At 71.2% G+C, this 24,141-nt stretch carries 24 protein-coding genes; 5 read left to right on the forward strand and 19 right to left on the reverse strand.

The genetic code is table 11. The annotated features are described in order from the left end of the window. Positions 1-215 precede the first annotated feature (215 nt). The 8 genes from ABGB08_RS08365 to ABGB08_RS08400 form a co-directional block, all read right to left on the reverse strand. Complete coding sequence (locus ABGB08_RS08365) at positions 216-560, reverse strand: Ada metal-binding domain-containing protein (protein WP_347588007.1); 345 nt, start codon at positions 558-560, stop codon at positions 216-218. Continuing rightward, complete coding sequence (locus tag ABGB08_RS08370; RefSeq protein WP_347588009.1) at positions 557-1,291, reverse strand: 2OG-Fe(II) oxygenase; 735 nt, start codon at positions 1,289-1,291, stop codon at positions 557-559. The genes ABGB08_RS08365 and ABGB08_RS08370 overlap by 4 nt, the downstream gene beginning before the upstream one ends. Then, complete coding sequence (locus ABGB08_RS08375) at positions 1,288-1,905, reverse strand: methylated-DNA--[protein]-cysteine S-methyltransferase (RefSeq protein ID WP_347588011.1); 618 nt, start codon at positions 1,903-1,905, stop codon at positions 1,288-1,290. Before ABGB08_RS08375 ends, ABGB08_RS08370 begins: the two co-directional genes overlap by 4 nt. Beyond that, positions 1,902-2,393 (reverse strand): sigma-70 family RNA polymerase sigma factor, encoded by a 492-nt coding sequence (locus ABGB08_RS08380; RefSeq protein WP_347588014.1) that lies wholly within the window; start codon positions 2,391-2,393, stop codon positions 1,902-1,904. The genes ABGB08_RS08375 and ABGB08_RS08380 overlap by 4 nt, the downstream gene beginning before the upstream one ends. A 45-nt stretch (positions 2,394-2,438) precedes the next feature. Further along, positions 2,439-2,807 (reverse strand): MGMT family protein, encoded by a 369-nt coding sequence (locus ABGB08_RS08385; protein WP_347588016.1) that lies wholly within the window; start codon positions 2,805-2,807, stop codon positions 2,439-2,441. A gap of 116 nt (positions 2,808-2,923) precedes the next feature. Further along, on the reverse strand, positions 2,924-3,709 hold the full coding sequence (locus ABGB08_RS08390; protein ID WP_347588019.1) for an integrase: 786 nt from the start codon (positions 3,707-3,709) through the stop codon (positions 2,924-2,926). Positions 3,710-4,010: 301 nt separating this feature from the next. After that, complete coding sequence (locus ABGB08_RS08395; protein ID WP_347588022.1) at positions 4,011-4,811, reverse strand: TIGR03084 family metal-binding protein; 801 nt, start codon at positions 4,809-4,811, stop codon at positions 4,011-4,013. Between the two features lie 88 nt (positions 4,812-4,899). Beyond that, a complete protein-coding gene (locus ABGB08_RS08400) occupies positions 4,900-5,736 on the reverse strand; it encodes a hypothetical protein (RefSeq protein ID WP_347588024.1) in 837 nt (278 codons plus the stop codon). A gap of 69 nt (positions 5,737-5,805) precedes the next feature. Between ABGB08_RS08400 and ABGB08_RS08405 the strand changes: the two genes are divergently transcribed. Then, the gene (locus tag ABGB08_RS08405; RefSeq protein ID WP_155352315.1) at positions 5,806-6,453 is read left to right on the forward strand and encodes a TetR/AcrR family transcriptional regulator; all 648 of its coding nucleotides are present in this window, start codon (positions 5,806-5,808) and stop codon (positions 6,451-6,453) included. A 91-nt stretch (positions 6,454-6,544) separates the two neighbouring features. Here the strand turns inward: ABGB08_RS08405 and ABGB08_RS08410 are convergent, their stop codons facing one another. Both ABGB08_RS08410 and ABGB08_RS08415 read right to left on the reverse strand, forming a co-directional pair. Beyond that, entirely contained in the window at positions 6,545-8,083 is a 1,539-nt protein-coding gene (locus tag ABGB08_RS08410; protein ID WP_347588099.1) for an acyl-CoA carboxylase subunit beta, read from the reverse strand. A gap of 155 nt (positions 8,084-8,238) precedes the next feature. Beyond that, a complete protein-coding gene (locus tag ABGB08_RS08415) occupies positions 8,239-9,228 on the reverse strand; it encodes an NAD-dependent epimerase/dehydratase family protein (RefSeq protein WP_347588027.1) in 990 nt (329 codons plus the stop codon). Between the two features lie 148 nt (positions 9,229-9,376). Here ABGB08_RS08415 and ABGB08_RS08420 point away from each other — a divergent pair, with 148 nt between their 5' ends. Together ABGB08_RS08420 and ABGB08_RS08425 are read left to right on the forward strand one after the other, a co-directional pair. Then, positions 9,377-9,940: a hypothetical protein gene (locus ABGB08_RS08420; RefSeq protein WP_347588029.1), complete on the forward strand. Its 564-nt coding sequence runs from the start codon at positions 9,377-9,379 to the stop codon at positions 9,938-9,940. Further along, on the forward strand, positions 9,937-10,374 hold the full coding sequence (locus tag ABGB08_RS08425; RefSeq protein WP_347588031.1) for a hypothetical protein: 438 nt from the start codon (positions 9,937-9,939) through the stop codon (positions 10,372-10,374). Before ABGB08_RS08420 ends, ABGB08_RS08425 begins: the two co-directional genes overlap by 4 nt. Here the strand turns inward: ABGB08_RS08425 and ABGB08_RS08430 are convergent. The 6 genes from ABGB08_RS08430 to ABGB08_RS08455 all read right to left on the reverse strand — a co-directional run bounded on the left by ABGB08_RS08430 (position 10,283) and on the right by ABGB08_RS08455 (position 17,350). Then, a complete protein-coding gene (locus ABGB08_RS08430) occupies positions 10,283-11,479 on the reverse strand; it encodes an MFS transporter (protein ID WP_347588033.1) in 1,197 nt (398 codons plus the stop codon). The two genes, ABGB08_RS08425 and ABGB08_RS08430, sit on opposite strands and share 92 nt — an antisense overlap. Before the next feature lie 59 nt (positions 11,480-11,538). Then, on the reverse strand, positions 11,539-12,456 hold the full coding sequence (locus ABGB08_RS08435) for a carboxymuconolactone decarboxylase family protein (protein ID WP_347588036.1): 918 nt from the start codon (positions 12,454-12,456) through the stop codon (positions 11,539-11,541). A gap of 4 nt (positions 12,457-12,460) precedes the next feature. Then, positions 12,461-13,762: an FAD-dependent oxidoreductase gene (locus ABGB08_RS08440; protein ID WP_347588038.1), complete on the reverse strand. Its 1,302-nt coding sequence runs from the start codon at positions 13,760-13,762 to the stop codon at positions 12,461-12,463. 11 nt (positions 13,763-13,773) lie between these two features. Then, positions 13,774-14,949, reverse strand: coding sequence for an acyl-CoA dehydrogenase family protein (locus ABGB08_RS08445; protein ID WP_347588041.1), 1,176 nt, complete (start codon positions 14,947-14,949; stop codon positions 13,774-13,776). 159 nt (positions 14,950-15,108) lie between these two features. Continuing rightward, a complete protein-coding gene (locus ABGB08_RS08450) occupies positions 15,109-16,272 on the reverse strand; it encodes an epoxide hydrolase family protein (RefSeq protein WP_347588043.1) in 1,164 nt (387 codons plus the stop codon). Between the two features lie 103 nt (positions 16,273-16,375). Continuing rightward, positions 16,376-17,350, reverse strand: coding sequence for a sigma-70 family RNA polymerase sigma factor (locus ABGB08_RS08455; RefSeq protein ID WP_347588045.1), 975 nt, complete (start codon positions 17,348-17,350; stop codon positions 16,376-16,378). A gap of 149 nt (positions 17,351-17,499) precedes the next feature. Here ABGB08_RS08455 and ABGB08_RS08460 point away from each other — a divergent pair, with 149 nt between their 5' ends. After that, a complete protein-coding gene (locus tag ABGB08_RS08460; RefSeq protein WP_347588047.1) occupies positions 17,500-19,350 on the forward strand; it encodes an ABC transporter ATP-binding protein in 1,851 nt (616 codons plus the stop codon). Beyond that, on the forward strand, positions 19,347-21,131 hold the full coding sequence (locus tag ABGB08_RS08465; RefSeq protein ID WP_347588049.1) for an ABC transporter ATP-binding protein: 1,785 nt from the start codon (positions 19,347-19,349) through the stop codon (positions 21,129-21,131). The genes ABGB08_RS08460 and ABGB08_RS08465 overlap by 4 nt, the downstream gene beginning before the upstream one ends. A 76-nt stretch (positions 21,132-21,207) precedes the next feature. Here ABGB08_RS08465 and ABGB08_RS08470 read toward each other — a convergent pair whose 3' ends face one another. The 3 genes from ABGB08_RS08470 to ABGB08_RS08480 are packed head-to-tail and all read right to left on the reverse strand — an operon-like array spanning position 21,208 to position 24,075. After that, positions 21,208-22,392, reverse strand: a complete 1,185-nt coding sequence (locus ABGB08_RS08470) for an acyl-CoA dehydrogenase (protein ID WP_347588051.1) — start codon at positions 22,390-22,392, stop codon at positions 21,208-21,210. Between the two features lie 26 nt (positions 22,393-22,418). Continuing rightward, positions 22,419-23,663: a cytochrome P450 gene (locus ABGB08_RS08475; protein WP_347588053.1), complete on the reverse strand. Its 1,245-nt coding sequence runs from the start codon at positions 23,661-23,663 to the stop codon at positions 22,419-22,421. Positions 23,664-23,682: 19 nt separating this feature from the next. Further along, complete coding sequence (locus ABGB08_RS08480; RefSeq protein WP_155348649.1) at positions 23,683-24,075, reverse strand: SgcJ/EcaC family oxidoreductase; 393 nt, start codon at positions 24,073-24,075, stop codon at positions 23,683-23,685. Between the last annotated feature and the right edge of the window lie 66 nt (positions 24,076-24,141).

The following is a 24,141-nucleotide window of genomic DNA, read 5'->3' on the forward strand; positions in this document are numbered from 1 at the left end:
TAACGAACTTCTACCATACCAGTTGAGCCGCCATGATCGAGAACCTGCCGCAGCCGGTGGCGCGGTCCTGTCCCGCTCGAATATTGAGTTACGCGCCCTGAGCTGTGGTCAAGAGACGTGGTGGAATTCGCTGATCGTGCCGGCGACTACCGGTTTCCGGCGGATGGATCGCAGGTCGTGAGATCGGTCACGTCGCGCGCAGCGCGAGGGCGGCCTCATGGTGGAACGGCTGCGTCGCGTTGAGCCGGACGATAGTCATGCTGGCCAGATTCCCGAGCTTCCCCGGCGATGCCCCGGTCGTGCGCGGCCTTCCAGGCCGCGTATCGGTCTTTGCAGCAGGTGCCGCAGGGGCGGTAGCCGGCGGCGATCGCGGTGGCCTCGTCGGCGAAGAAGACCCGGTGTTTCACGTAGCCGCCGCGGGCGACGGCGCGCAGCGCCGCCGGGCAGTCAAGCCGACCGTAGATCCGGCTGCCGTGGTGGCCGGCCCACTCGCCCTTGACGGGGGACGAGAAGGTGCGGCCGTTCGGTCCGGTGAGCGTGTAGCTCTTCGCAGTGTTCACGCGGCGTCGTGGAAGACGAGGGCCAGGGTGTGGCGCTGACCGGAGCGGATGGCGGACACGCCGTGGCGGACCGGTGCGGCTGACCAGCCTCGGGCCGAACGGACGGGGCGGTCCCGGGTGGTGAAGAGGTAGCCGTGCCCGTGCGGCAAGAGCCTCGCCGTTCCGCGGGACTGGGCGCGGGGACGCTGTTCCAGGAGCAAGAACTCACCTCCCGTGTGGTCGACGCCGGGCTGGTTGAGATTGATCACGACCTGGAGGGGGAACACGAGGTCGCCGTAGAGGTCGCGGTGCAGCGCGTTCCAGTCCTTCGCGCCGTAGCGGAGCAAGATCGCCGACGACTTGGTCTGCCCGGCGTCGTGGCACATCGCGAGCCATTCGTCGAGCGTGTCAGGCCACGGTGCGGGGCGTCCGAGCTTGGTCCACCAGTCGCGAGCGATGGCCAGCAGGCGCGGGTAGAGCGCCTGCTTCAGCCGCTCGATCGGTTCCGGGTAGGGCGCGGCGAAGTACTTGTACTGTCCTTCGCCGAAGCGGTACCGGCCCATGTTGATCGTGCTGCGGAACAGCTCGTCGTGGTCGTACATCTCTCGGATCTGCTCGGTCTCGGTCGGAGTGAGGAGTTGCGGGAGCAGGGCGCCGCCGTACTCGTCGATCTCGGCGGTGACGGTGGCCCAGTCCGCGGCGTCGACGCGGTCGCGCCACGGATCGGTCCGGGGCTTGGTGGCGGGGGTCATGCTGCGGCCTCCAGGTTGAGCAGGGTGGTCTTGGCCTCGAGGCCGCCGATGTAGCCGCCGAGGGCGCCGTCGGCACGGAGCACGCGGTGGCAGGGAACGACGACGGGGAGGGGGTTGGTCGCGCAGGCGGTGCCGACGGCGCGGACGGCCTTCGGGTTGCCGACGAGCTCGGCGACCTGCCGGTAGCTGCGGGTCTGCCCGTAGCCGATCTCAGGCAGGTGCCGCTGTACGAGCTGCCGGAATCCCTGCGACAGCGACAGGTCGAGGGGCAGATCGAACGCCTTCCGGCGGCGGTCGAAGTACTCGTTGATCTCGCGGGCAGCGTCGTCGAGTCGGCGGGGTGCGCGCAGGACGCGGGGGCTGATCTTCTGCGCCAGAGTCTCCAGCACGCGGTCGTGGTCCTCGTTCGCGTACGCGACCCGGACCAGGCCCTTCGGGGTTGCCGCGAGAAGCAGCTTCCCGACCGGGGAGTCGATGGTGGTGTACGCGACGTCCACGAGCCCGTTGGCCTCGGCGTCACGTACGAGCCGGGCGTGGAGGCGGGCGAGAGTGTCAGGGTCGATGGGCGCCGACAGCACGCTGAGAGTGTCGTCATCGCGCCGGATGTCGCTCATGAGGAGGCTCCTTTCGAATGTGCGCCCGGATAGTTCTTTCTGAGGTTGTTCAGCCCGTCGGCTGCGGCTCTTCGGGCCGCGTCGACGGTGCCGCCGAGGATCGCCGCGATCTCCGCGTGCGACATCCCGGCGAGGTATCGGAAGGTGATGGCTTGGCGCTGCTTGTCGGGCAGCTTCGCCACCGCGTCCCAAAGGTTCGTGTCGTCCGCTCCGGGGATACCGAGGTTGGTCGGCGCCTCTGGGAGGGCTTCGATGGTCAGCGGGCTCCGTTTCGCGGCCCGGTGCACGTCGATCGCCTTGCGGCGGGCGATGGTCACGAGCCAAGCTTCCACGTTCGCCGTGTCCGGCAGGTCGGGGTAGGCGCGCATTGCTGACAGGAAGGTCTCCGACCAGGCGTCGTCGGCGTCATGCACGCCCAGGAGCGCGCGGCAGACGCGCAGCACGGTGGTGCCGTGCCGCGCGACCACCTTCTCGAACGCTTGTTTCATCTTCATCCCATTGAATCGCTGGACGCAGGTTCTCCATGAGACCCGTCAGAACAACCGTCCGGCGCGGACCTGGACGGGCTCCTCGAGCTCCAGCAGTGCCTGCTTGCGCTTCAGTCCGCCGGCGTAGCCGGTGAGGGACCCGTTCGCGCCGAGTACTCGGTGGCACGGCACGAAGATGCACAGCGGGTTCGCGCCGACCGCCTGACCGACGCGGTAGGCGAGGGTGCGGTCGCCGAGTCGTTCCGCACCGTGTGGCGAGTGCTCATGTCGGTTCCTTTCGCTCTCTCTGCTGTGAAGACGCGCGGGCCGCCCTGAACGTGAGATGCCGTGTGGTCGGACGTGTTGAATACGTCGCGGTCGAGGCGCCACGATGACATGGCGCTGTAGGAACGGATGGAAACCTGATCCGGGCATCCGGGGGTCTTGGCATCACTGACCGGCGGGAAATGTAGGTCCAGGTGGTCGTTGCTCCCGCAGCAACGCTCGTTTAGGGCTCATGAGACGTTCGGCCCAGGCTCGGCTGGCGACGGTCAGGCCTCGCCGAGGTCGGTGCAGTGGGCGATCGTCGCATCGTCGGCCGCCACCGCGTGGCGCGCCTCCGCCTGACGGACACGATGGATGATTTCGGCGGGTCCGCTCGTCGCTAGGACGGTCATGACCTCCGGCCAGCCGGCGAGCTGGAACCGGTCCACGATGCGGCTGGCTCCATTGCTGAGCAGGACGGCACCGGCTAGTTCGGAGATCGGGCAGCTTCCGGTGATCGCCTCCTCTGCCGCCCGCGGGTCGTCCTTGGCCACCCAGAAGCCGTCCGGCCGATTCCTGTTGGCGCGCAAGTCTCGCAGGAGCCGCTGGTATTCCTCGCTACCCGCGGCGGCGGCCTCGAGCGCGGGCTGGTACGACCGGCTGATGATCACCTCCCGCGGATCGGAGACGACGAGCGGCGCATCGTCTGCTCTGTCCAGGACGAGAACCGAGTCACCGAGCACCAGGTACTCGATGAGGCCGTCGGACAGGCGCAGGATGGCGACGGCCGCCGACGGACTGATGGGGTCGGCGACGTCGCAGGTGTCCCGATGATCGTCCGTCACCCGCTCGATGGCCTCGGCGAGCAGCTCCGAAAGACTGCGGTCCCGCACGAGTGACAACAGGCTCAGGAGGCTGCCTCCCAGGCGGCTGGCGTGCCAGGCCACCCCATGCCGGCAGATCGATTCACTGCCGGGGATGCCGGCGCCGTCGATCAGCACAGCTGCCGTCGGCACGGCGCCGGTGAAGTCCTCGTTAACGCGGCCGGCCCGTCCCGCGGCCACGCTCGTCATCGCCACCCGCATGCTCTGCCGCCGCCCTCCCGCCGATCAAGGCGTCGACCATACAACCGCCTACCCACGTTGGAAGCACACATCTGCCACAGCGCAGACGCGGCGGGCCCACAGTCTGGCCCTGGATCAGTATCCGGATCGCCGCGAGCCGCGCGATCCAGGATGAGCGACTCGTCACCATACGTGAGCCGCATGGCGGGGGCGACGACCAGGCGGAGACCGGCGTCCGCGGTGGCGCCGAAACAACCTCGGCCCGCAGACCCGCAGCCGCCAAAGTGCGGTCGCTTCTCGCGAACATCGATCAGGTCGTTGACCTGAACTGCCCCGGAGTACGGCCATCCCCTGCCGGGCCCCGATACGCCTGCGCGATGTCCATCCAGCGATCGGCCTCCGCACCCGCCGCCGCCAGGTCGAGATCGTCCCGATGCCGCCGCCGCGTCACCAGCAGGCAGAAGTCCGCCGCCGATCCCGTGATCCTGTTCGGCGAATCCTCGGGCCCGAACGTCCACAACGCCCCGGACGGCCCGCTGAGCTCGAACCGGAACTCCGTCTCCGGCGGGGTCAGCCCCCGGGCCAGATACCCGAACGTCCAGGTCCGGATGGCGAAGGCCACGATGAGCTGGATCCTGTCGGTGCGCTCCGGCTTGATGCCCAGCGCGTCGGCGATGTCCTGGCCGTGGCCGAACAGCTCCATCATGCCCGCCATCCCGAGCACGGCCGGAGGCAGCGGATTGACCAGCCACGGCACCATCTGGTCCGGCGGCGCGGCGGCCAGCGCCTTGATCGCGCCATCCCGCTCGGTCCGCCACCGGGTCAGCAGCACGTCCGGCGGCTCGGCGAGGTAGCCCGCCATCGCGTGCCGGACATTGGCGTCGAAGTCCGGCGAGAGCTTCGACGCCAGCGCGGCGAACGCCTCCGCGTTGGACGCGGCCAGGCCCGCCATCCGGAACGTCGCCGACAGGTGCGCGATCTGGTGCGCGATCGTCCAGCCCGGCGAGGGCGTCTCCAGCGCCCACTTCGCCGCGGGCAGGTCGGCCACCATGCGGTCCACGTCGTCGCCGTCCGCGGTGAGCGCGGCGATCACAAGGTTCAGGTCGGTCATGTCGGTGCCCTCTCGCCCGGATGTCGCAAGACCCGTCCGTTTCATCGTCACGAGAGGCGTCTGCCGCCGCACCTTTTGCCGTGCGCACCTACTCGGGCAGCCAGGCCGCGCGGTCGCTCACACCCACGCTGACCGGCAGCTGGACCACCGCGCACGGGTGGGCCAGGTCAGCAATCTGGAAGACGAACAGCGCCCCCCGCCGGGCGACCGGGTCGTGCCCGAAGACCAGCAGCCACTCCCCCACCGGCACCGGCCGCCCGGCCTGCCAGCCCGCGCCCACGTCCACCCGGCGGTGCCCGAGCGCGAGGATCGGCAGGCCGGCGGGCAGCCAGAACGGTTCCCTGGTTCCGCAGCGCGGGAGCAGCCCCACCCGGGTTCCCCGCCCGGGCTGCGCCATATACGGCAGCCGGGTCTTCAACAGGGCCGCCGCCCGGTGATAGGCCACCGGCGGATGGATCATCACCAGATACCGCTCCGTGAGCTCCACCGCGCTGATGAACGGCGCCGGGTCCGCAAGCGCGAACGGCACCGTGCGCACCACCGTGCCGTCCGGCTCGGCCGTGAGATGCTCGGCGCAGCCCAGATCCGGGTACGTGACGACGGTGTGCCAGCATCCCGTCCGCGCGTCCCGTGCCGGGCGGGCCACAGTGATGTCCGGCCCGCCGGAAGGACACATCCAGAGCGCGGGAGCAAGAGCGGGAATCGGCCCGAACGGCGGCCTGCCGCACAAGGGCGCCGGCGCGCGATACCAGCGAGCGACGCCGTCGCGGAGCCGTACCCCCGAGTGCACGAGCGGCCCCGCGAGCGGGTGGGCGGCGCGCGGGTTGGGCAGCGCGTGGACCAGTGAGCCGGTCAGCTCGGCCGGTAGACAGCCCTCCACCACCAGCTGATCCTCGACCAGTAGTGCGACGCCGCGCGAGGTCATGACCGACGCCTCCCGAAAACATAACAGTGTTGTGGTTAATAGATATCGCTGTTATGCAACAATGTCAAGGTGAGCCCTCGACGATCGGACCCCGCCACCAAGCCCGCCCTCGTGGACATCGCGGCCCGGCTGCTCGCCGAGAACGGCCCGCAGGCGCTCTCCACCCGCCGCATCGCCGCCGAGGCCGACAGCTCCACGATGACCGTCTACACCCACTTCGGGGGCATGAGCGGGCTCGTCCGCGAGATGGTCAGGGAGGGCTTCGCCCGGCTGCAGGAACGCCTCACCAGCGTGCGGGCGACTTCGGATCCGGTGGCCGACATGGCATTGCTCGGCCGCGCCTACCGCTTCAACGCCCTGGCCAACCCGCATCTCTACGCGGTGATGTTCGGCGGCTCCTCGCTGGCCGGGTTCTCGCTGTCGGAGGAGGATCGCCAGCACGGCCGTTACACGCTGGGCAACGTGGCCGAGTGCGCCGAGCGCTGCCTGGCGAGCGGGCGGTTCCGGCCGGGCGACGCGATCCTGGTGGCGCACCAGATGTGGATGGCCGTCCACGGTCTGGTCACGCTGGAGCTCGGCGGCTACCTCATCCCGCCGTACGACGCGGACGCCTGCGTGGAGGAGCAGCTGGTCGGGCTGATGGTGAGCGCGGGCGACGCCTGGGAGGCGGCCACCGAGTCGGTGGCGCGGTCACGGGAGCGGATCGACGAGATCTAGATGTGTTAACCAGAAAGTCGTGATCTGGACAGCCGCAGCGGTGAATCGCCTGGTCGGCGGCTGTCTATGGGACGGGTTTGAAGGTTAATAGCTACAGCGGCACGTTGCCGTGCTTGCGCTGGACGGGGTCCGCGCGTTTGCCGCGCAGCATCTCCAGGCCGCGGGCGATGGCCGCGCGGGTCTGCTCCGGGTCGATGACGTCGTCGATGAGGCCGCGCTCGGCCGCGTAGTAGGGATGCATGAGCTGCCCGGTGTATTCGTGGACCAGCTCGGCGCGCAGGCCCTCCGGGTCGGCGGCGGTGGCCAGTTCCTTGCGGAACAGCACGTTCACCGCCCCCTCCGCGCCCATGACCGCGATCTCGTTGGTGGGCCAGGCCAGCGCCAGATCGCAGCCGATGGACCGCGAGTCCATCACGATGTACGCCCCGCCGTAGGCCTTGCGGATGATCACCGAGATCCGGGGGACGGTGGCCTCGCAGTAGGCGTACAGCAGTTTGGCGCCGTGCCGGATCACGCCCGCCTGCTCCTGGTCGGTGCCGGGCAGGAATCCTGGCACGTCCACCAGGGTCACCAGCGGGATGCCGAAGGCATCGCAGAACCGTACGAACCGGGCGGCTTTCTGGGCGGCCTGCACGTCCAGCACGCCGGCCAGGGACATCGGCTGGTTGCCGACCACGCCGACGGTGCAGCCGTCGATCCGGGCCAGCAGGCAGACGACGTTGGGCGCCCAGTCCTCGTGCAGTTCGATGAATTCGCCGTCGTCGACCAGTTCGGCGACGACGGCGCGCATGTCGTAGGGCTTGTTCGGCTCGACCGGGACGATCCCGGCCAGGGCCGGGCGCAGCTCGGTGGTCGCGCCGCGCGCCGGGCCGCCAGGCGGCGGCTCCAGGTTGTTGCCGGGCAGCAGCGAGACCAGGTAGCGGACGTCGGCGAAGCAGCTGTCCTCGTCGTCGTGGACGAAGGTGGCCACGCCGGTCCCGGCGTGCACGTCCGCGCCGCCGAGCTGCTCGTGCGTGACCCGCTGGCCGCTCACCGCCGCGACCACGTCGGGGCCGGTCAGGTACATCTTGGCGATGTCGCGGACCATGAACGTGAAGTCCGACAGCGCGGGCGAGTAGGCCGCGCCCCCGGCGCACGGCCCGAGGATGACGCTGATCTGCGGGATCATCCCGGACGCCCGCACGTTGCGGTGGAAGATGCCGCCGTAGCCGTGCAGGGCCAGCACGCCCTCCTGGATCCGCGCGCCGCCGCTGTCGTTGAGCGCGATCAGCGGCGCGCCGGTGGCGATGGCCAGGTCCATCACCTTGTGGATCTTGGCGGCGTGCGCCTCGCCCAGCGAGCCGCCGAAGACGGTGAAGTCCTGGGCGTAGACGAAGACCCGGCGGCCGGCGATGGTGCCGGATCCGGCGATCACGCCGTCGGTGTGCGGCCGGTTCTCGCCGATCTTCAGGCCGTGTGCCTGAGTGCGGCGGTAGCGGTCGAGCTCGTCGAAGGAGCCCTCGTCCAGCAGCGCGGCGAGGCGTTCGCGGGCGGTGCGCTTGCCGAGGGCGCGCTGCCGCGCCGCCGCCGCGGCGTCGCCCGCCGCGATCCGGTCCCGCAGGGTGCCGTGCTCGCGCCGCAGGCCGGCCATGGTGCGCGGGTCCGGCGGTGGCGGGTCGGCGAAGACGTCCGGGACGGGCACGTCGACCACGGACCGGCCGTTGACCCTCCGCACCGAACTGCCCACGGCACGCACGCCCCTTCCTGGGGGTTCCGGGAGCGGTCTGAGGTCCTCCCGCGAGACCGTCATCGGACCGCCACCAGGTCGGTCCCCGCCTGGCGGGCGGTGATCCGCCCGGTGTCGCGCAGCCAGCGCACGGTGTCGCGCATGGTCTCGGCCAGCGGTCTGGCCTGGACGCCGAGCGTGGAGGCGTGCTCCTCGACGGGGGCGGCGACCGCGCAGGTGTAGACGGCGCCGTACTGGGCGGGGATGTGCCAGGGCCACCAGCGCTGGGCCAGGTCGGCGCAGCGGGCGGCCGGGAGCATCGCCCGGGCGGGCAGGAACGCGGTGCGCAGCGGGCGGCCGGTGACCTCGCGGAGCGCGCCGAGGAACTCCCGCGTCGCCACGTACCGCCCGGGTCCGAAATGTCGCCCGGTGAGGTCCGGGTCGGTGAGGGCGCGCACGTGCAGTTCGGCGGTGTCGCGGACGTCGCCCAGCGGGAATCCGCCGGTCGGCCACATCGGCATCAGGCCCCGCAGCACATCCCGGATGCGGGCGTTCTGGTCGCCGAGCCGGGGATCGCCGGGTCCGGCCAGCGCGGGCGGGTAGGTGATCACCACGGGCACGCCGTCCAGCTGGTGGCCGCGCGCGACCTCCTCGGCGCCCGCCTTGCTGGCCAGGTAGGTCTCCCGTGGCCGCCCGACCGGTGTGGCCGGGCCGATCACGCCCAGCGGCGCGGGGAACAGCGCTCCCACGGTGGACACGTGGACGATCCTGCCGACGCCCGCCCGCCGGGCCGCGCCCAGCACCACCTCGGCGCCGCGCGTGTTCACCCGGCGCATCTCCGCGTGCCGCCTGCTGTCGAAGGAATAGACGGCGGCCGCGTGCAGCACCGCGTCCACGCCGCGCACCGCCCGGCTCACGGCGGCCTCATCGGTGATGTCCCCGGCCACGGCCTCGTGCTCGACCCCGGACGGATCCCGGGCGAGCAGCCGGACCTGGTGACCCGCCCGGATGAGGGCCGCGACCGAATGGGAGCCGACGAATCCCGTGCCGCCGGTCACGCACACCAGCATCTGTAACCCCCCTCGTCGGCCACCAGCGTCCCCCGGGGCTGATCCAGGTGTCTTCTCTCAACGTGCGCTAACGCAGCATTTTGGAAGAAGAAACGCGCTCGCCTGCGCGAAACGATGAGGGCACACTCCAGAGAGTCGGAGGGCATCGATGGCAACCCATGCCGCGGCGGGCTCGTTCCCGGTGCAGAACGGCGCGCTCAACACGCGCTACCACAAGCTCGGTCTCAACATCTTCCTGTTCATCGTCATCGCCCACTGGGCCGAGCACGTCGCCCAGGCGATCCAGGTGTACGCGCTCGGCTGGCCGCTGCCGGAGGCGCGCGGCGTCCTGGGCGTGCCCTTCCCGTGGCTGGTCAAGTCCGAGTGGATGCACTACGGGTACGCCCTGTTCATGCTGGTCGGCCTAATCATCCTGCGCAAGGGCTTCACCGGCCGGGCCAGGACCTGGTGGAACATCTCGCTCGGCATCCAGGTCTGGCACCACCTGGAGCACCTGATCCTGCTGCTGCAGGCGCTGTTCGCCGCCAATCTGTTCGGCCGCGCGGCCCCGACCAGCATCCTGCAGCTGATCGTGCCCCGGGTGGAGCTGCACCTGTTCTACAACGCGGTGGTCTTCGCCCCGATGGTGGTGGCGATGATCCTGCACCGCCGCCCGAACCGGGTCGAGCGGGCCCAGATGAACTGCACCTGCGCCGTCCCCGTCCCGGTATGAGCCGCCGGCGGGGTCTGCCGTTCTCCTCGGTGGTGACGGCGCTCGCCGGGTTCGTCCTGCTCTGGTTCACGGTCCCCGGCATCGGCCCCGCGGTTCGCGCCGCGCGGGCCGACGGGGTCTCCGGCGTCTTCACCGCCACCGAACTGGTCTGCGTGCAGCATCCCGGGCACGAGAGCTGCACCTGGACGGGCGCGTTCGCCGCACCGTCCGGCGCGGTCCGCGACCGCGTCTCCCTGTACGGCAGCGACCGGGGGACCATGCTCGCCGGGCAGACCACCCGGGCGGTGGACATCGGCAGGACGTACTGGGTCTACGGGCCCGGCGGGTCGAACGAGTGGGTGTTCACGGGGCTGCTGCTCCTGTTGGGGGCGGGGCTGCTGGCGTACGCGGCGTACGCGGCCCGGGCGGTGGTGCGGCCTCGCGCGCGGACATGAACAGGGCCAGCACGACGCCGGCGCCGATCAGCGCGGCGACCAGGCCGAGTGCCGGTTTGGCGGCGTCCAATGCGCCGATCGTGAAGGCTCCCAGCGCGCCGCCGAGCTGGCGGGCGGTGTTCAGCGTGCCCGAGGCCACCCCGGCCAGGTGCGGCGGGATCGCGCGCAGCCCTTCGATGGTGGCGGGCGCGAAGGCCAGGCCCATGCCCGTGCCGATGACGGCGAGCGGGATCGGGTACGTGCTCTGGACGGCCAGGGCGAGGACGCCGAGCGCGTAGAGGGTGAGCCCGGCCGCCAAGGGGACGCGCCCGCCGACGCGGTCGGCCAGCTTGCCCGACAGGGGCGCCAGGGCGGTCAGCGCGAGTGTCATGGGGAGGGCGGTCACGCCGGACATCAGCGGGGTCATGCCCAGGACGGTCTGGGTGTCGATGACGTAGACCAGGAGCAGGCCGTACAGGGAGAAGGACGTGATCGCGGTGATCGCGACGGCCAGGGTGAAGTCGCGGTGGCGGAACAGGCCGGGGACGGCGGTGACGCGCTGCGGGCGGGGCGGGCGCAGGTCGGGGATGAGGCGCAGGGCCAGGGGCAGCGCGGCGAGGCCGACCGGCAGGTTGATGAGGAAGACCGACTGCCAGCCGTACCGGGTGACGAGCAGGCCGCCGAAGGTCGGGCCGCCGACCGAGGCGACCCCGGCCACGGCGGTGAAGACGCCGAGGGCGAGGCCGCGCCGGTCGGCCGGGAAGATCGCCGAGATGAGCGCGAGGGCCTGCGGGACGAGCGCCGCCGCGCCGACGCCCTGCACGACCCTGGCCGCGATGAGCAGGCCCGGGTCGGCCGACAGCGCGCACAGCAGGGACGCGCCGGTGAAGACGGCCAGGCCCGCCGCGAACACGTTGCGCGGGCCGAGCAGGTCGCCGACGCGGCCGAAGACGATCAGGAGCGAGGCGAAGGCGAGCAGGTAGCCGTTGAGGATCCAGACGATCTGCCCGACGCCCGCGCCGAGCGAGGTCATGATCGAGGGGGCGGCCGTGTTCACGATCGTGGTGTCGACCAGGATCAGGAAATTGGTCACGCACAACACCGCGAGAGCGCGCCAGGGGTTCATATCCCTCCAAAGCCGCCGCCTACAAACCGCCCACGAACCGCCAGGCCGCTCAAGACCGCCTAGGAACCGCCCGAGCGAGCGCGGGCCGCCACCATGCTCGCCCAGGCGGTGATTTCGAGGAGCCCGCGGTCGTCCGTCCGGACGTCGTCCACCGCCGTCCCGGCCTGGTAGGAGGCCATCGCGGTGAGCAGCGCCAGGCGGCCGGTGGGCCGGTGCGCGGGCGCGAGCGCGGCCACCGCGTCCTCGCACCACGCGCGGCTCAGGCCCGGCGGGGTCCCGTCCCATTTCGCCACCTCGGCGGTGACGAGCTCCCTGACCGGCTCGGGCACCGAACGCTCCCCGGCCTGGGAGACGGCCGCGGTCGCCCGGGCGACCGCGCCCGCCACGTAGGGGTTCCCTTCCGCCCAGCGCAGATCGTCTGGCAGCGGTGCGTCCGGCAGCAGCCCGAGCGAGTCGCCCGGCGGCCGCGACCGGCGCGCCGACGAACCCATCATCGAGCCGAGGACGCGCAGCGCGCCGCCGCGCACGGCCCCGGGCACGGCGGGCGGGAGCGGGGATTCGCCGAGGAACACGTTGACCATGCGATTGAGGTAGTGGAACGTCAACCGCGTCCCGGTGACCTCGGGGCCCGGCTCCGGCGCGGCCGGAGCGGGCCCGCCCAGGCCGCGCAGGGTCGCGCCGTGCACGTCCACGCAGTAGGGGCAGGCGTTGGCGCGGGACACCTCGGTGGCCACCAGCTCTTTGGCCGCGCGCGACACGAGCCCCTGGGCGAGCAGGGACTCGCGCAGCAGCATCCAGACCCCCGCCATCACCTCGGGCGCGGCCGAATGCAGCGCGACCGGCGGGGCCAGCATCCCGAAGTCGCGTTCCACCTGGGCGTACACGTCCGCCACCAGCCCCCTCGCCGCCCCTGGCGGAACCGGCGTGACATGCCGGACCTGGGCGAGGGACCTCCGCAACGCCTTCTTGACGACCACCGGACTACGCGTTCTGGGTCTCGGCGGCGCGGGAGACGCGCTCCGCCATTTCCGGGCTCATCAGGCTCTCCACCGGATCGATGAGCCCGGCCACCCGCAGGAACGCGGCCGTGATGGTCCCGTCGTGCTCGGCCGCCGCCCGCAGCCGGTCCATGTACGCGTTGGCCATCCGCACCTGCTCGTTCCGCTCGCCCTCCACGCCCGGGTAGCTGAGGTCGCCGCCGACCGAGACGCCCCAGGGCGCCTCGATGACCTTGGCCACGTCGGTGAAGAACGCCTTGGCGTCCGGCAGGCCGCCGCCCTTCAGGTGCTCGCGCAGGGTGAGCCCTTCCAGCGCGGCGACCGTCATGCCCTGGCCGTACACCGGGTTGAAGCTGCACACGCCGTCGCCCACCACCAGCAGCCCCTGCGGGAAGCGGGCCAGCCGCTCGTAGTGCTTCCACACGCTGGCCGGGTAGCGGAACGCCACCCGCTCGTCCAGCAGCGTCGCGTCGTGCACGGCGTCGTAGATGTCCGGCACGACCAGCGACTTGACGAAGGCCAGGTGGCCTTCCTGGTCGGTCGGGGCCTGGTCGCCCAGCATGCCGGTGAGCGAGAGCAGGTAGCGGTCGTTCAGCCGGGAGAAGAACGCGCCGCGCGGGTTCTCCGGGGTGGCCACGCACAGGATCGCCATGTCCTCGCCGAGCACGTTCTCGCGCAGCCGGAAATGGCAGGTGGTGTACGACAGGCCGATCTTGACGCGGTCCTCCTCGGGGCGCGGGTAGCCCAGCTCGGCCAGCCAGGCGGGAGTGCGCGAACCGCGCCCGGTGGCGTCCACCACCAGGTCGGCGGCGATCTCCTCGCCCTCGATCGTCACCCCGGTGACGCGGCTCCGGTCCGCCGTGACGGTGAGAGCGAGGATCGCGCGGTTCTCCAGGAACGTGACATTGGGCAGCGCCCGCACCCGGGCCCGCACCGCGCTCTCCAGCTCCGGCCGGGTGGCCGAGATCACCTTCAGCCCGGTCTCGTACGGCTGGAGCCGGCGGCCGTTGAAATACCAGCGCAGGTTGACGCCCATGTCGCCCATGGGGATGCCGGCGTCGGCCAGCTCCCCGGTCAGGCCGGGGAACATGCCCTCCAGCACCTCCTGGCCCTTGGCCAGCAGGCCGTGCGCGTGCGCCCCCTGCGGAACGCCCCGGCGCGGCTCGTCCACCCCGGCCAGCTGGTCACGGTCCACCAGCAGGACTTGCTCGAATTGCTCCGACAGCACCTTGGCGGCCACCAGGCCGGCCATCCCGCCGCCCAGCACCACCGCGCGGTTCCGCATGGTCAGCTCCTCTAGATGTAGAAGGTGTTAGGCGGCATCCCGCACAGGATGCGGCCGTAGAGCTCCCGATTGGTGTCCGGATGCATGAGCGCGTGCAGGTTGACCGCCTGCATGTCGCGCTGGATCCGCTGCATCGGCACGTCGCTGTAGATGGACGAGCCGCCGCTCGCCGTGGTGAGCAGGTCCACCGCCCGCTTGGCCAGGTCGCAGACCGCGCCCATGTCGGCGCGGGCGCGGGCCCGCTCCTCAGCCGACCACTCCGTGCCGGACTTCTCGTCCACCTGGCCGGCCAGGCGCAGGGCGTGGAACTCGGCCTCGTCGATCAGCAGCGCCGCCTCGGCCACCTGGAAGTGGGTGAGCGGGGCGTCCTTCTGGCTGGTGTAGGCGGTGTAGGTGATGTGCCGCTCGGGCAGCCGCCGGAAGAACGCGTCCCAGGCGCCCTTGGCCATGCCGACCACGGTGCCGACCGAGGAGGCCGAGGCCACCGGGAGCAGCGGGTTGCGGTAGATCGCGCTGTCGGTGTTGAGCTTGGAGGCGTACTGCTCGTGCAGGATGGCGCCCATCGAGAGGATGCGCTCCTCGGGGATGAACACGTCCTGGGCGATCGTGGTGATGCTGCCGGTGCCGCGCAGGCCCGAGGTGAACCAGTCGTCCACGATCTGCAGGTCGGACAGCGGGACCAGGGCCATGATGGGCTCGTGGCCGCCGTCGGCGGTGGGCGTGACCGCGACGATCACCTGCCACTGGCTGTGGCGGGCGCCGCTCATGAAGCCCCACTTGCCGTTCAGGACGGCGCCGCCGTTCTGCCGTACGGCCATGCCGGTCGGGCTGAGCGTGCCGCACAGGCGGGTGTCCGGGGAGTCGAAGACCTCGTCCTGGACCTCGTCGGGGAACATGGCGGCCATCCACGACGTGATCCACCAGACGGACGCGGTCCACGAGGTGGAGCCGTCGCCCCGGCCGAGCTCGGTGGCCACCCGGACCATCGTGCGGGCGTCGCTCTCGTAGCCGCCGTAGCGGGCGGGGACGCGCATCCGGAAGACGCCGGAGTCGCGGAGCGCGTCGAGCGAGTCGGGCGTCAGCAGCCGGCCGTCCTCGGTGGCGAGCGCGTTCGCCTGGAGCAGGGGAACCAGCTCCGCCGCGCGCCGTACGAGCTCTTCCTGGGCTGGCGCTTGGGCGTGTTTCACCCGGGCCTCCTAAATGGGTGCGAATAACGATGCGTGGCGTTTTCCGGGGCGCCCGGAAAACGCGCTCCGCGCTAATTGCGCGGCCTTGGAATTCGCGCCGGAATTCACCGCCGCGAGCCTGCCGGGCCGGGGGCGCCCCCGGGCCGGCGGATGAAACGTTCAGGCGCGCAGGGACCGGCCGAAGGCGCGGACGTCGCCCACGTACAGGTCGGGCTCCTCCATCGCGCCGAAGTGGCCGCCGCGCGGGAGCTCGCTCCAGTGGGTGATGGTGGGGACGATCCGGTCCGCCCAGGCCCTGATCGGGGCGGTGGCGTCACCGGCGAAGACGGCCACGCCGACCGGCATGGTGACCGGCCACGGGCCGCCGAACCCGGCGGCCACGTTCTGGGCGGTCCGGTCGGTGCTCTCGTAGTAGAGCGAGCTGGAGGAGATGGCGGTGCGGGTGAACCAGTAGAGGGAGACGTTGGTGAGCATCTGGTCCCGGTCCACGGCGTCCTCGGGGGCCTTCTCCGCGTCGGTCCAGTCCATGAATCTTTCAGCGATCCAGGCGAGCTGGCCGACCGGCGAGTCGGTCAGCGCGTACCCGAGCGTGTTCGGGCGGGTCGCCTGGAGCTTGAAGTAGGCCGACAGCTCCTGGTCGAAGTTGAGCAGCCGACCGAGCCCCGCCAGCTCCGTAGGAGTGAGCGCGGCCATGTCGGCCGGGTCGCCGGAGGGGAAGGTGACCAGCATGTTCACGTGCACGCCGATGACGTTCTCCGGAGCCACCTGGGCCAGCTGGAAGGAGATCATCATGCCCCAGTCGGAGCCCTGGGCGACATACCTCTGGTAACCGAGGCCGCGCATCAGCTCCGCCCAGGCGCGGGCGACCCGCCAGGAGTCCCAGCCGGTGTCGGGGATCGGGCCGGACAGGCTGAAGCCCGGCAGGGACGGGATGACCACGTGGAAGGCCTCGGACGGGTCGCCGCCGTGCGCGCGGGGGTCGGTGAGCGGGCCGATCACGTCCATGAACTCGGCGATCGAGCCCGGCCAGCCGTGCGTGATGATCAGCGGGATGGCGTCGGGTTCGGGCGAGCGCACGTGCACGAAGTGCACGTTGGCGCCGTCGATCTCGGTGACGAACTGAGGGTGCTGGTTCAGCGCCGCCTCGGCGGCGCGCCAGTCGAAGCCGGTCCGCCAGTACTCGGCCAGTTCCTTGAGGTAGGCGAGCGGGACGCCGCGGCTCCACCCCTCGCCGGGCGGCTCGGCGGGCCATCGGGTCCTGGCCAGCCGGTCGTGCAGGTCGTCCAGATCGGCCTGCGGGATTTCAATGCGAAAAGGACGCATTTCCTGCCACCTTCCAGAATAGGCCATGACATTTCGGGCATCGCCTATTCATCGTCGGCTGGACAGGGCCGCGACGCATCTTTTGAATTGCCGTCCGGGGGGCTCAGCCGGTCGCCGCGTACTCCATCGGCAGGCCAAAAGAGCCGAACAGCTCGGGAGAGAAGAAAACGGACACCCGGTGGACGTAACCCTTCCGCAGGCTCATCACGTGCATGGCGTAGGCGCGGTGCACCTGCGCGTCCTGGCGGAGGTAGAAGGCGAACGCGGGCTGCCCGTTGGCCCGGGTGGGCACCATGACCGTGTCGCCGGGACCGGCCGGGCACTGGGAGGCGATCAGCCGCCCGATTGCCTCGCGCCCGCTGAACCAGGCCGTGAACGGCGGCATCTCCCAGACCGCGTCCTCCTCGAGCAGCCGCATCAGCGCGGCCACGTCGGCGGTCTCCATCGCGGCGGCCCACCGGTCCAGCAGCTCCCGCTGGTCCCTCCTGGCCGGCTCGGCGTAGTCGTCGTCGGCCGAGACCTCGCCGAGCTGGGCCCTGGCCCGCTGCAGCATGCTGTTGACCGCGGCCGTGGTGGTGTTCAGCAGCTCGGCCACCTCGTTGGCCCGCCACTCGAAGACGTCGCGCAGCAGCAGCACCGCGCGCTGCCGGGGCGGCAGGTGCTGGAGCGCGGCGGCCATCGCCAGCCGCACCGTCTGGCGGGAGTTGACGATCGCGGCCGGGTCCTCGCTCTCAGGGCGCAGCAGCGCGTCCGGCAACGGCTGGAGCCAGGGGATCTCCGGCTGGGCCGGAGGCAGCCGCTCCGGGTCCTCACAGGGCCCGCCGAGCCCCGTGGGCATCGGCCGCCGGTTGCGCTGCTCCACCGCGGTCAGGCAGGCGTTGGTGGCGATCCGGTACAGCCAGGTACGGATCGACGAGCGTCCTTCGAACTGCTCGTAGGCCCGCCACGCCCGCAGATAGGTCTCCTGGACCAGGTCCTCGGCCTCGTCCACCGAGCCGAGGATGCCGTAACAGTGCGCCAGCAGCTCGCGCCGGAAGGGATCGGCCAGGCGGGTGAAGTCACCCTCACGATCTGCCATCTGACACTCCTTGCTCCGGCGGCCAAGACTGTCAGATCCCACCGTAATCATCCTTCCCGTGGTTGTCCCTACCTGATCTTCGAGTCGGTGCGATGAGTTTTAGACGTGTGCCTGGTCTGTATGTGTGACGTCGGAGATCTGGAGGTGGCATGCGCGTGGTGTCCAAGCCGCGTGAGCTGCTCGCGGCCCGGTGGCTCATCGCCCGGCAGGTGCCGCGCGGCGGCGGGCTCGTCCCGCTGCTGGCTCTGGTCAATCTGGTGCTCGGCCTGCTGCCCGTGGTGTTCGTGGTGGCCACCAGCGTGGTGCTGGGCCGGGTGCCGGCTGCCGTACAGGATGGGCTGGATTCGGCCGCGTGGGATTCGCTGGTCGCCGTGTTCGTGGTGGCCGCGGCGGCGTTCGTGGGGCAGCAGGTTGTCGCGCCGCTGCAGTCCACCCTGGGCGAGCTGCTGGCCCGCCGGATCGACGGGCAGATCTACGACGAGCTGATGGCCGCCGCGCTGCGCAGCGAGGGCATCGCGCCGCTGGAGGACCAGGAGTCGGTGGACGCCCTCCGCACGGCCGCCCGCGAGCTGGAGTTCGGCGTGCAGAGCCCCGGGCAGGCCTGCGCCGGGCTGCTCGCCCTGCTGGCCCGCTACACCCAGCTGACCGGCTACGCGGTCGTGGTCGGCGTCATGTTCTCCTGGCTCGCCGCCGCGGGCCTCGCCGTCGCCGTGCTCCTGTTCCGGTACGGCCAGCGCGGCGGCCTCCGCAAGTACGTCAAGGTCCGCTTCGCCCTGGGCCCGGCGGAACGTAAGGGCGACTACTTCCGCGACCTGGCCATCCAGCCCGCCGCGGGCAAGGAGATCCGCGTCTTCGGCCTGGCCGGCTGGCTGCGCGACCGCCTGCGGGAGTCCTACCTGGCCTGGCTGAAACCCATGTGGGCGGAACGCCGCCGCGTCTATCTGTGGCCGTTCGTCGGGTTCGCGCTGTGGACCCTCGCCGTGATGGCGGCCGTGTTCGGCGCGGCGGGAGCGGCCGGAACCCTCACCCTCACCCAGTTCATCCTGGTGATGCAGGCCTGCCTGGGCGCGCTCCGGCTGTCGGAGTACTACCCGGAGGCGGACCTCCAGACGGCGGTCGGCATGGAGGCCTACGAGCGGGTCCTGCGCTTCACCCGCAGGATCGAGACGCCGCCGGCACCGGCGTCGAAACCGTGGCCGCCGTCCCGCATCCCGGACCCGGTCTGGACGATCCAGTTCGACGACGTCACCTTCCGCTACCCGGGCCAGAGCCGCCCGATCTTCGAGAACCTGAACCTGACCTTCCCGGTCGGGCGTTGCACCGCGATCGTCGGCCTCAACGGCGCCGGCAAGACCACCCTGGTCAAGCTCCTGGCCCGCCTGTACGAGCCGACCTCGGGCACCATCCGCGCCGACGGCGTGGACATCGCCAGCTACCCGATCGAGGTGTGGCGCGCCAAACTGGGCGTGATCTTCCAGGACTACGCCAAGTACGAGGCCCCCGCCGCCGACAACATCGCCTTCGGCGCGGTGGCCGCCATGGACGACCGTGCCGGCATCAGGGCGGCGGCCGAGGCGGTCGGCCTCACCGAGACCCTGGACGCGCTCCCCCTCGGCCTGGACACCCCGCTGGCCCGCCACCTGACCGGCGGCACCGACCTGTCCGGCGGCCAGTGGCAGCGCGTCGCGCTGGCCCGGGCGCTGTTCGCGCTGCGCCACGGCTCCCCCATCGTGGTCCTGGACGAACCCACGGCAAGCCTCGACGTGCGCGCCGAAGCCCAGTTCTTCGACACCTTCGCCGACCTCACCCAGGGCGCGACCACGCTGCTCATCTCGCACCGCTTCTCCACCGTCCGCCAGGCCGACCTGATCGTCGTCCTGGAACACGGCCGGATCGTCGAGCAGGGCACCCACGAGCACCTGCTGGCGCGCGAGGGCCGCTACGCCACCCTGTTCCGGCTGCAGGCCGACCGGTTCACCGGCAGCGAGGTGCCGGCATGAGAGACCTGCGGATCGGCGCGGCGAAGATGATCACGACGGCCTGGCGGATGGACCGCCGCAAGACGGTCGTCTCGGTGATCCTGATGGTGTCCGGCGCGGTGGCCGCGCCTGCCCTCGCCGCCGCCCTGGCCTGGATGACCAGCGCGGTCATCGCGGGCGACACCGCCGCCGCGGCCTGGGCCGGGGTAAGCGTGGCCGCGCTGGCCGTCGCCGCCCTCACCTTCGGGCACTTCGCCCACCTGGCCTACTTCGAGCTCTCCGAGCTGGCCGAGCTCGACTTCGCCGAGCAGCTCATCACGCTCTCCAACGGCTCGGCCGGGATCGAGCACCACGAGCGGCCCGAGCACGCCGACACCCTCACCGTGCTGCAGCGCGAGGCCCGCCAGTTCCGGGTCGGCCTGGAGGCCCTGCTCAACAGCGCCGGCCTGCTGCTGGCCGTCGCGCTCACCGCCGTGCTGCTGGCCAAGGTCAACCCGTGGCTGCTGCTGCTCCCGCTGGCCGCCTTCCCGCCGCTGCTGACCGGCCGGATCGCCGAGCGGATCAGCGACCGGGCCAGAACCGGCACCGCAGAACCCACCCGGGTCGCGCTCAACCTGTTCCACCTGACCACCTCGGCCAGGCTCGCGGGCGAGCTGCGGGTGTTCCGGCTGGCCGACGAGCTGCGCGGGCGGCACCGCACGCTGTGGGCGACCGCCACGCGCGGCCTGGTCCGCGCGCATCTGGCCGCGACCTGGGTGCGCGCGGCCGGGCAGATCATCTTCGCGCTGGCCTACGTCGGCGCGGTCCTCCTGGTGGTCAGGGACGCGATCACCGGGCGGCGGGGCGTCGGCGACGTGGTGCTCGTCATCGCGCTCGCCGCGCAGGTGAACCAGCAGGTCACCACCGCCGTCACGCTGCTGCAGGACCTGCAGCGCATGGCCGCCGCGTACCGCAGGCTGGCCGGGCTCACCGAGGTCGTCACCGCGACCGGACCGAGCCGGCCCGATCAGTCGCCGCCCGACCGGCTGCGCGACGGGATCACCCTGCGGGACGTGTCGTTCACCTACCCCGGCACCGCGACCCCGGTGCTGGGTGAGGTGAACCTGCGGCTGCCCGCCGGGAGCACGGTCGCCATCGTCGGCGAGAACGGCGCGGGCAAGACCACGCTGGTCAAGCTGCTGTGCGGGTTCTACCAGCCGACCCGCGGCCAGGTCCTGGCCGACGGCGTCGACCTGAGCCGGGTCCCGATGCCCGCCTGGCGGGAACGGGTCGCGGCCGGATTCCAGGACTTCATCCGCTACGAGTTCCCCGCCGGGGAGACCGTCGGCGTGGGCGACCTGCCCCGGGCCGGTGACGAGGCCGCGATCCTGGCGGCGCTCTCCCGCGCCCAGGCCGACGACGTGCTGGAGCAGCTGGACGACGGGCTGCGAACGCAGCTGGGCAAGACCTACGCCGACGGCGCCGAGCTGTCCGGCGGCCAGTGGCAGAAGCTCGCGCTCGGCCGGGCGCTGATGCGGTCCGCGCCGTTGCTGCTGGTGCTCGACGAACCCACCTCGGCGCTGGACCCGCAGGCCGAGCACGCCCTGTTCGAGCAGTACGCCGAGCAGGCCAGGCGGGTCGGCGCGGCCACCGGCGCGATCACCCTGTTCGTGTCGCATCGTTTCTCCACCGTCCGGATGGCCGACCTGATCATCGTCGTGCGGGACGGCCGGGTCGTCGAGTCCGGGTCCCATGCCGACCTGGCCGCCTCCGGCGGCCTCTACTCCGAACTGTTCGCCCTGCAAGCGAGGGCGTACAGCTGAAGCCACGCCTGGAAATCCCCGAACGGCGAGAGTCCAGACCCACACCGGCGGGCCTGGACTCTCGTCGTTTTCGTTTCTACAGGTAGGGGCTGTCGGGCTCGAGGCCGCAGAGCACCCGGCCGTACAGCTCCATGTTGGTGTTCGGGTGGTTCAGGGCGTGCAGGTTGATCGCTTCCATGTCCCGGACGATCCGCTGGATCGGGACCGACTCGAAGATCGAGGAACCGCCGCTCGCCGTGTTGTAGATGCCGATGGCGTCGTGGGCCAGCTGGCAGACCCGGCCCATCGCGACCCGGGCCAGCGCCCGCTCGGTCACCGACCAGGTCTCGCCGCCGGCGCACTTGGCGTCGACCAGGTCGGCCAGCCGGTAGGCGTGGAACTCGGCCTCGTCGATCTTCATCGCGGCCTCGGCCACCTGGTGGTGGGTGCGCGGGGCCTCCCGCTGGTCGCCGTAGCCGGAGTAGGTGATGCCCCGGCCGGGCAGCCGCTCGAAGAACGCCTCCCTGGCGTTCATCATCAGCCCGGCCACCTTGCCGATCGTGGACGCGGACGCGGCCGGGATCATCGGGCACCGGTAGATCGGCCGGTCCGCGTTGAGCTTGGACGCGTACTGCTGCATCATCAGCGGCGCGATGGCGATCACCCGGTCCTGCGGGATGAACAGGTTGTCGGCCACCATCGACACGCTGCCGGTGGCGCGCAGCCCGGCCACGTGCCAGTCGTCCACGACCTGGATGTCCTTGATCGGCACCAGCGCCATGACCGGCTCGCCGCCGCCGTCCGGGGTGGTCAGCACCGCGGACAACATCTTCCACTGGCTGTGCGCGGCGCCGCTGTTGAACGCCCACCGGCCGTTGACCAGGATGCCGCCGTCCACGGCGGTCGCCATCCCGGTCGGGGCGAGGGTGCCGCAGACCAGGACGTCGGGGTCGCTGCCCCAGACCTCGTCCTGGACCGGGTCGGGGAACAGGCCGACGATCCAGGAGGTGATCCACCAGAGCGCGACGGTGAACCCGACCGCGCCGTCGCCCCGGCCGAGCTGGATGCCGACGTCGACCAGGCCGCGGGTGTCGGACTCGAAGCCGCCGTAGCGGACCGGGACCCGCATCTTCAGGATGCCGGTCTCGATCAGCGCGTTGACCACGTCGTCGTCCATCCGCCGCAGGTGCTCGGCGCCGGGGGCGCGGTCCCTGATCAGCGGGACCAGGTCGGTGGCCCGGCGGAGCATCTCCGCGCGCTGGGGTATCTCCGTTGTGTGCACGTTTGGACTCCCTAGACGTGGGCTCTTCAGACGGTGGCGGGCACGCGGCTGAGGCGGACCGGCAGCGAGCGGTGGCCGTTCATGATGAACGTGGGCAGGGGCTGGAGTTCGTCCGGCTCGACCGCGAGGGTCATGTCGGGGAACCTCTCCCACAGCCGGGTCAGGCCGATGGTCGCCAGCAGGCGGGCCAGCGAGGCGCCGAGGCAGTAGTGCACGCCGTACCCGAACGAGATGTGCTCCTTGTTCTCGCGGGTGAGGTCGAACGCCTCGGCCGAGTCGCCGTGCAGGGCCGGGTCGCGCCCGGCGCCGCTGTAGTTGATCAGGATCGGGTCGCCCTGCGGGATCACCACGCCGTCGCCGAGGTCGATGTCCTCGACCGCGTACCGGAGCGGCAGGTGGCCGAGGGGCGACTCCACCCGGAGGGTCTCCTCGATCATGTCGTTCCAGGTGACCTTGCCCGACATGAGCAGCTCGCGCTGCTCGGGGTGGGTGAGCAGGAGGGTGACCGCGTTGTCCATGAAGTTGATCGTGGTCTCCGAGCCCGCGCCCAGGATGGCGAAGATGGTGTCGGCCAGCTCGCCGTCGTTGAGGCGGGAGCCGTCCTCCTCCTGGGCGGCGATCAGGTCGCTGGTCATGTCCTCGCCGGGCGTCGCCCGCTTGGCCGCGATCAGGTCCTCCATCGCCATCCGCCAGCCCATCAGCGTGGCCTGCGCCTCCTCCGGCGTGACGGTGGTGTTCACCATCATGTCGATGACCTCGTTGGCCTTGCGGCGGGCCGCTTCCGGCAGGCCAATCAGGTCCGCCACCAGCCGGGCCGGCAGCGGGTAGGCGAACCGTTCCCGCAGGTCCACGACCTCGCCGGGGGCGGCGGCGGCCAGCCCGTCGAGCAGCTCGCCGACCAGCTCCTCGATCCTCGGCCGGATGGCCTCGGACCGGCGCGGGGTGAACGCCCTGGAGACCAGCTTGCGCAGGCGCTGGTGGTTCTTGCCGTACGCGGTGACCATGTTGTCCATCGCCACCCAGCTGATCAGCTCCCAGTCCTGGGGGACCTGCCCGGTGTAGAACGCCGGCCAGTGGTTGCGGGCGCTCTTGGTCACCCGCGGGTCGGCCAGCAGCTTCTTGGCCACGGCGTAGCTGTTGACGTCCCACACCACCACGCCGCCGGGCAGCTCGACCTGGGTCGCCGGGCCCTGCGCGCGCAGCCGCGCCGCCTCCCCGTGGAAGTCACGGCCGGTCGGGTCGAGGGCGACGGGGCACTTGTTCTCCTGCATCGTGATCTCCAGGATTCGGTCAGGCCGCGGTGGGGGTGTTCTGGTAGGCGGCGATCAGCCAGCCCTCGTCTTTCCTGGTCAGCACCCAGGTCGCCCGGATCTCCCGCTCGGGGGTGACCTTCTCGTCGCCCGGGTGCAGCACGCCGCCCTGGGTGACGATCACGGCGACGTCGTCGCTGAGGTAGCGCAGGCTGAGCGGGTCGCCGTGCACCCGGGTGCCCTTGAACGGGCCGGCGTAGGCGGCGGTCATGAAGTCGCGGATCTCCGCGCGGCTCTTCAGGTAGACGCCCGGCAGGATCAGGCTGGCATCCTCGGTGCAGGCGGCCGCGAAGGCGTCGCCGTCGTTCTTGGCCCACGCGGCGACGATCTTGCCGGGGGCCTGTTCCGCGCCACGGGATGGGGCAGTGGTCATTGTCGTGCCTTTCGGTGGGGTGGTCTCTTTTGACGTTGCCATCCGTGACCGGGGGCCGCATCTCTG

It is taken from the genome of Acrocarpospora sp. B8E8, assembly GCF_039871605.1.
GTDB classification, from domain to species: domain Bacteria; phylum Actinomycetota; class Actinomycetes; order Streptosporangiales; family Streptosporangiaceae; genus Acrocarpospora; species Acrocarpospora macrocephala.

Coding starts and splice junctions, on each gene's coding strand:
- ABGB08_RS08455 (WP_347588045.1), bottom strand. CDS start 17,350: ATGGCAGATCGTGAGGGTGACTTCACCCGCCTGGCCGATCCCTTCCGG.
- ABGB08_RS08380 (WP_347588014.1), bottom strand. CDS start 2,393: ATGAAACAAGCGTTCGAGAAGGTGGTCGCGCGGCACGGCACCACCGTG.
- ABGB08_RS08410 (WP_347588099.1), bottom strand. CDS start 8,083: ATGGCCGGCCTGCGGCGCGAGCACGGCACCCTGCGGGACCGGATCGCG.
- ABGB08_RS08390 (WP_347588019.1), bottom strand. CDS start 3,709: ATGACGAGCGTGGCCGCGGGACGGGCCGGCCGCGTTAACGAGGACTTC.
- ABGB08_RS08460 (WP_347588047.1), top strand. CDS start 17,500: ATGCGCGTGGTGTCCAAGCCGCGTGAGCTGCTCGCGGCCCGGTGGCTC.
- ABGB08_RS08465 (WP_347588049.1), top strand. CDS start 19,347: ATGAGAGACCTGCGGATCGGCGCGGCGAAGATGATCACGACGGCCTGG.
- ABGB08_RS08395 (WP_347588022.1), bottom strand. CDS start 4,811: ATGACCGACCTGAACCTTGTGATCGCCGCGCTCACCGCGGACGGCGAC.
- ABGB08_RS08415 (WP_347588027.1), bottom strand. CDS start 9,228: ATGCTGGTGTGCGTGACCGGCGGCACGGGATTCGTCGGCTCCCATTCG.
- ABGB08_RS08430 (WP_347588033.1), bottom strand. CDS start 11,479: ATGAACCCCTGGCGCGCTCTCGCGGTGTTGTGCGTGACCAATTTCCTG.
- ABGB08_RS08420 (WP_347588029.1), top strand. CDS start 9,377: ATGGCAACCCATGCCGCGGCGGGCTCGTTCCCGGTGCAGAACGGCGCG.
- ABGB08_RS08450 (WP_347588043.1), bottom strand. CDS start 16,272: ATGCGTCCTTTTCGCATTGAAATCCCGCAGGCCGATCTGGACGACCTG.
- ABGB08_RS08475 (WP_347588053.1), bottom strand. CDS start 23,663: ATGCAGGAGAACAAGTGCCCCGTCGCCCTCGACCCGACCGGCCGTGAC.
- ABGB08_RS08385 (WP_347588016.1), bottom strand. CDS start 2,807: ATGCCCGGATCAGGTTTCCATCCGTTCCTACAGCGCCATGTCATCGTG.
- ABGB08_RS08440 (WP_347588038.1), bottom strand. CDS start 13,762: ATGCGGAACCGCGCGGTGGTGCTGGGCGGCGGGATGGCCGGCCTGGTG.
- ABGB08_RS08425 (WP_347588031.1), top strand. CDS start 9,937: ATGAGCCGCCGGCGGGGTCTGCCGTTCTCCTCGGTGGTGACGGCGCTC.
- ABGB08_RS08480 (WP_155348649.1), bottom strand. CDS start 24,075: ATGACCACTGCCCCATCCCGTGGCGCGGAACAGGCCCCCGGCAAGATC.
- ABGB08_RS08400 (WP_347588024.1), bottom strand. CDS start 5,736: ATGACCTCGCGCGGCGTCGCACTACTGGTCGAGGATCAGCTGGTGGTG.
- ABGB08_RS08375 (WP_347588011.1), bottom strand. CDS start 1,905: ATGAGCGACATCCGGCGCGATGACGACACTCTCAGCGTGCTGTCGGCG.
- ABGB08_RS08370 (WP_347588009.1), bottom strand. CDS start 1,291: ATGACCCCCGCCACCAAGCCCCGGACCGATCCGTGGCGCGACCGCGTC.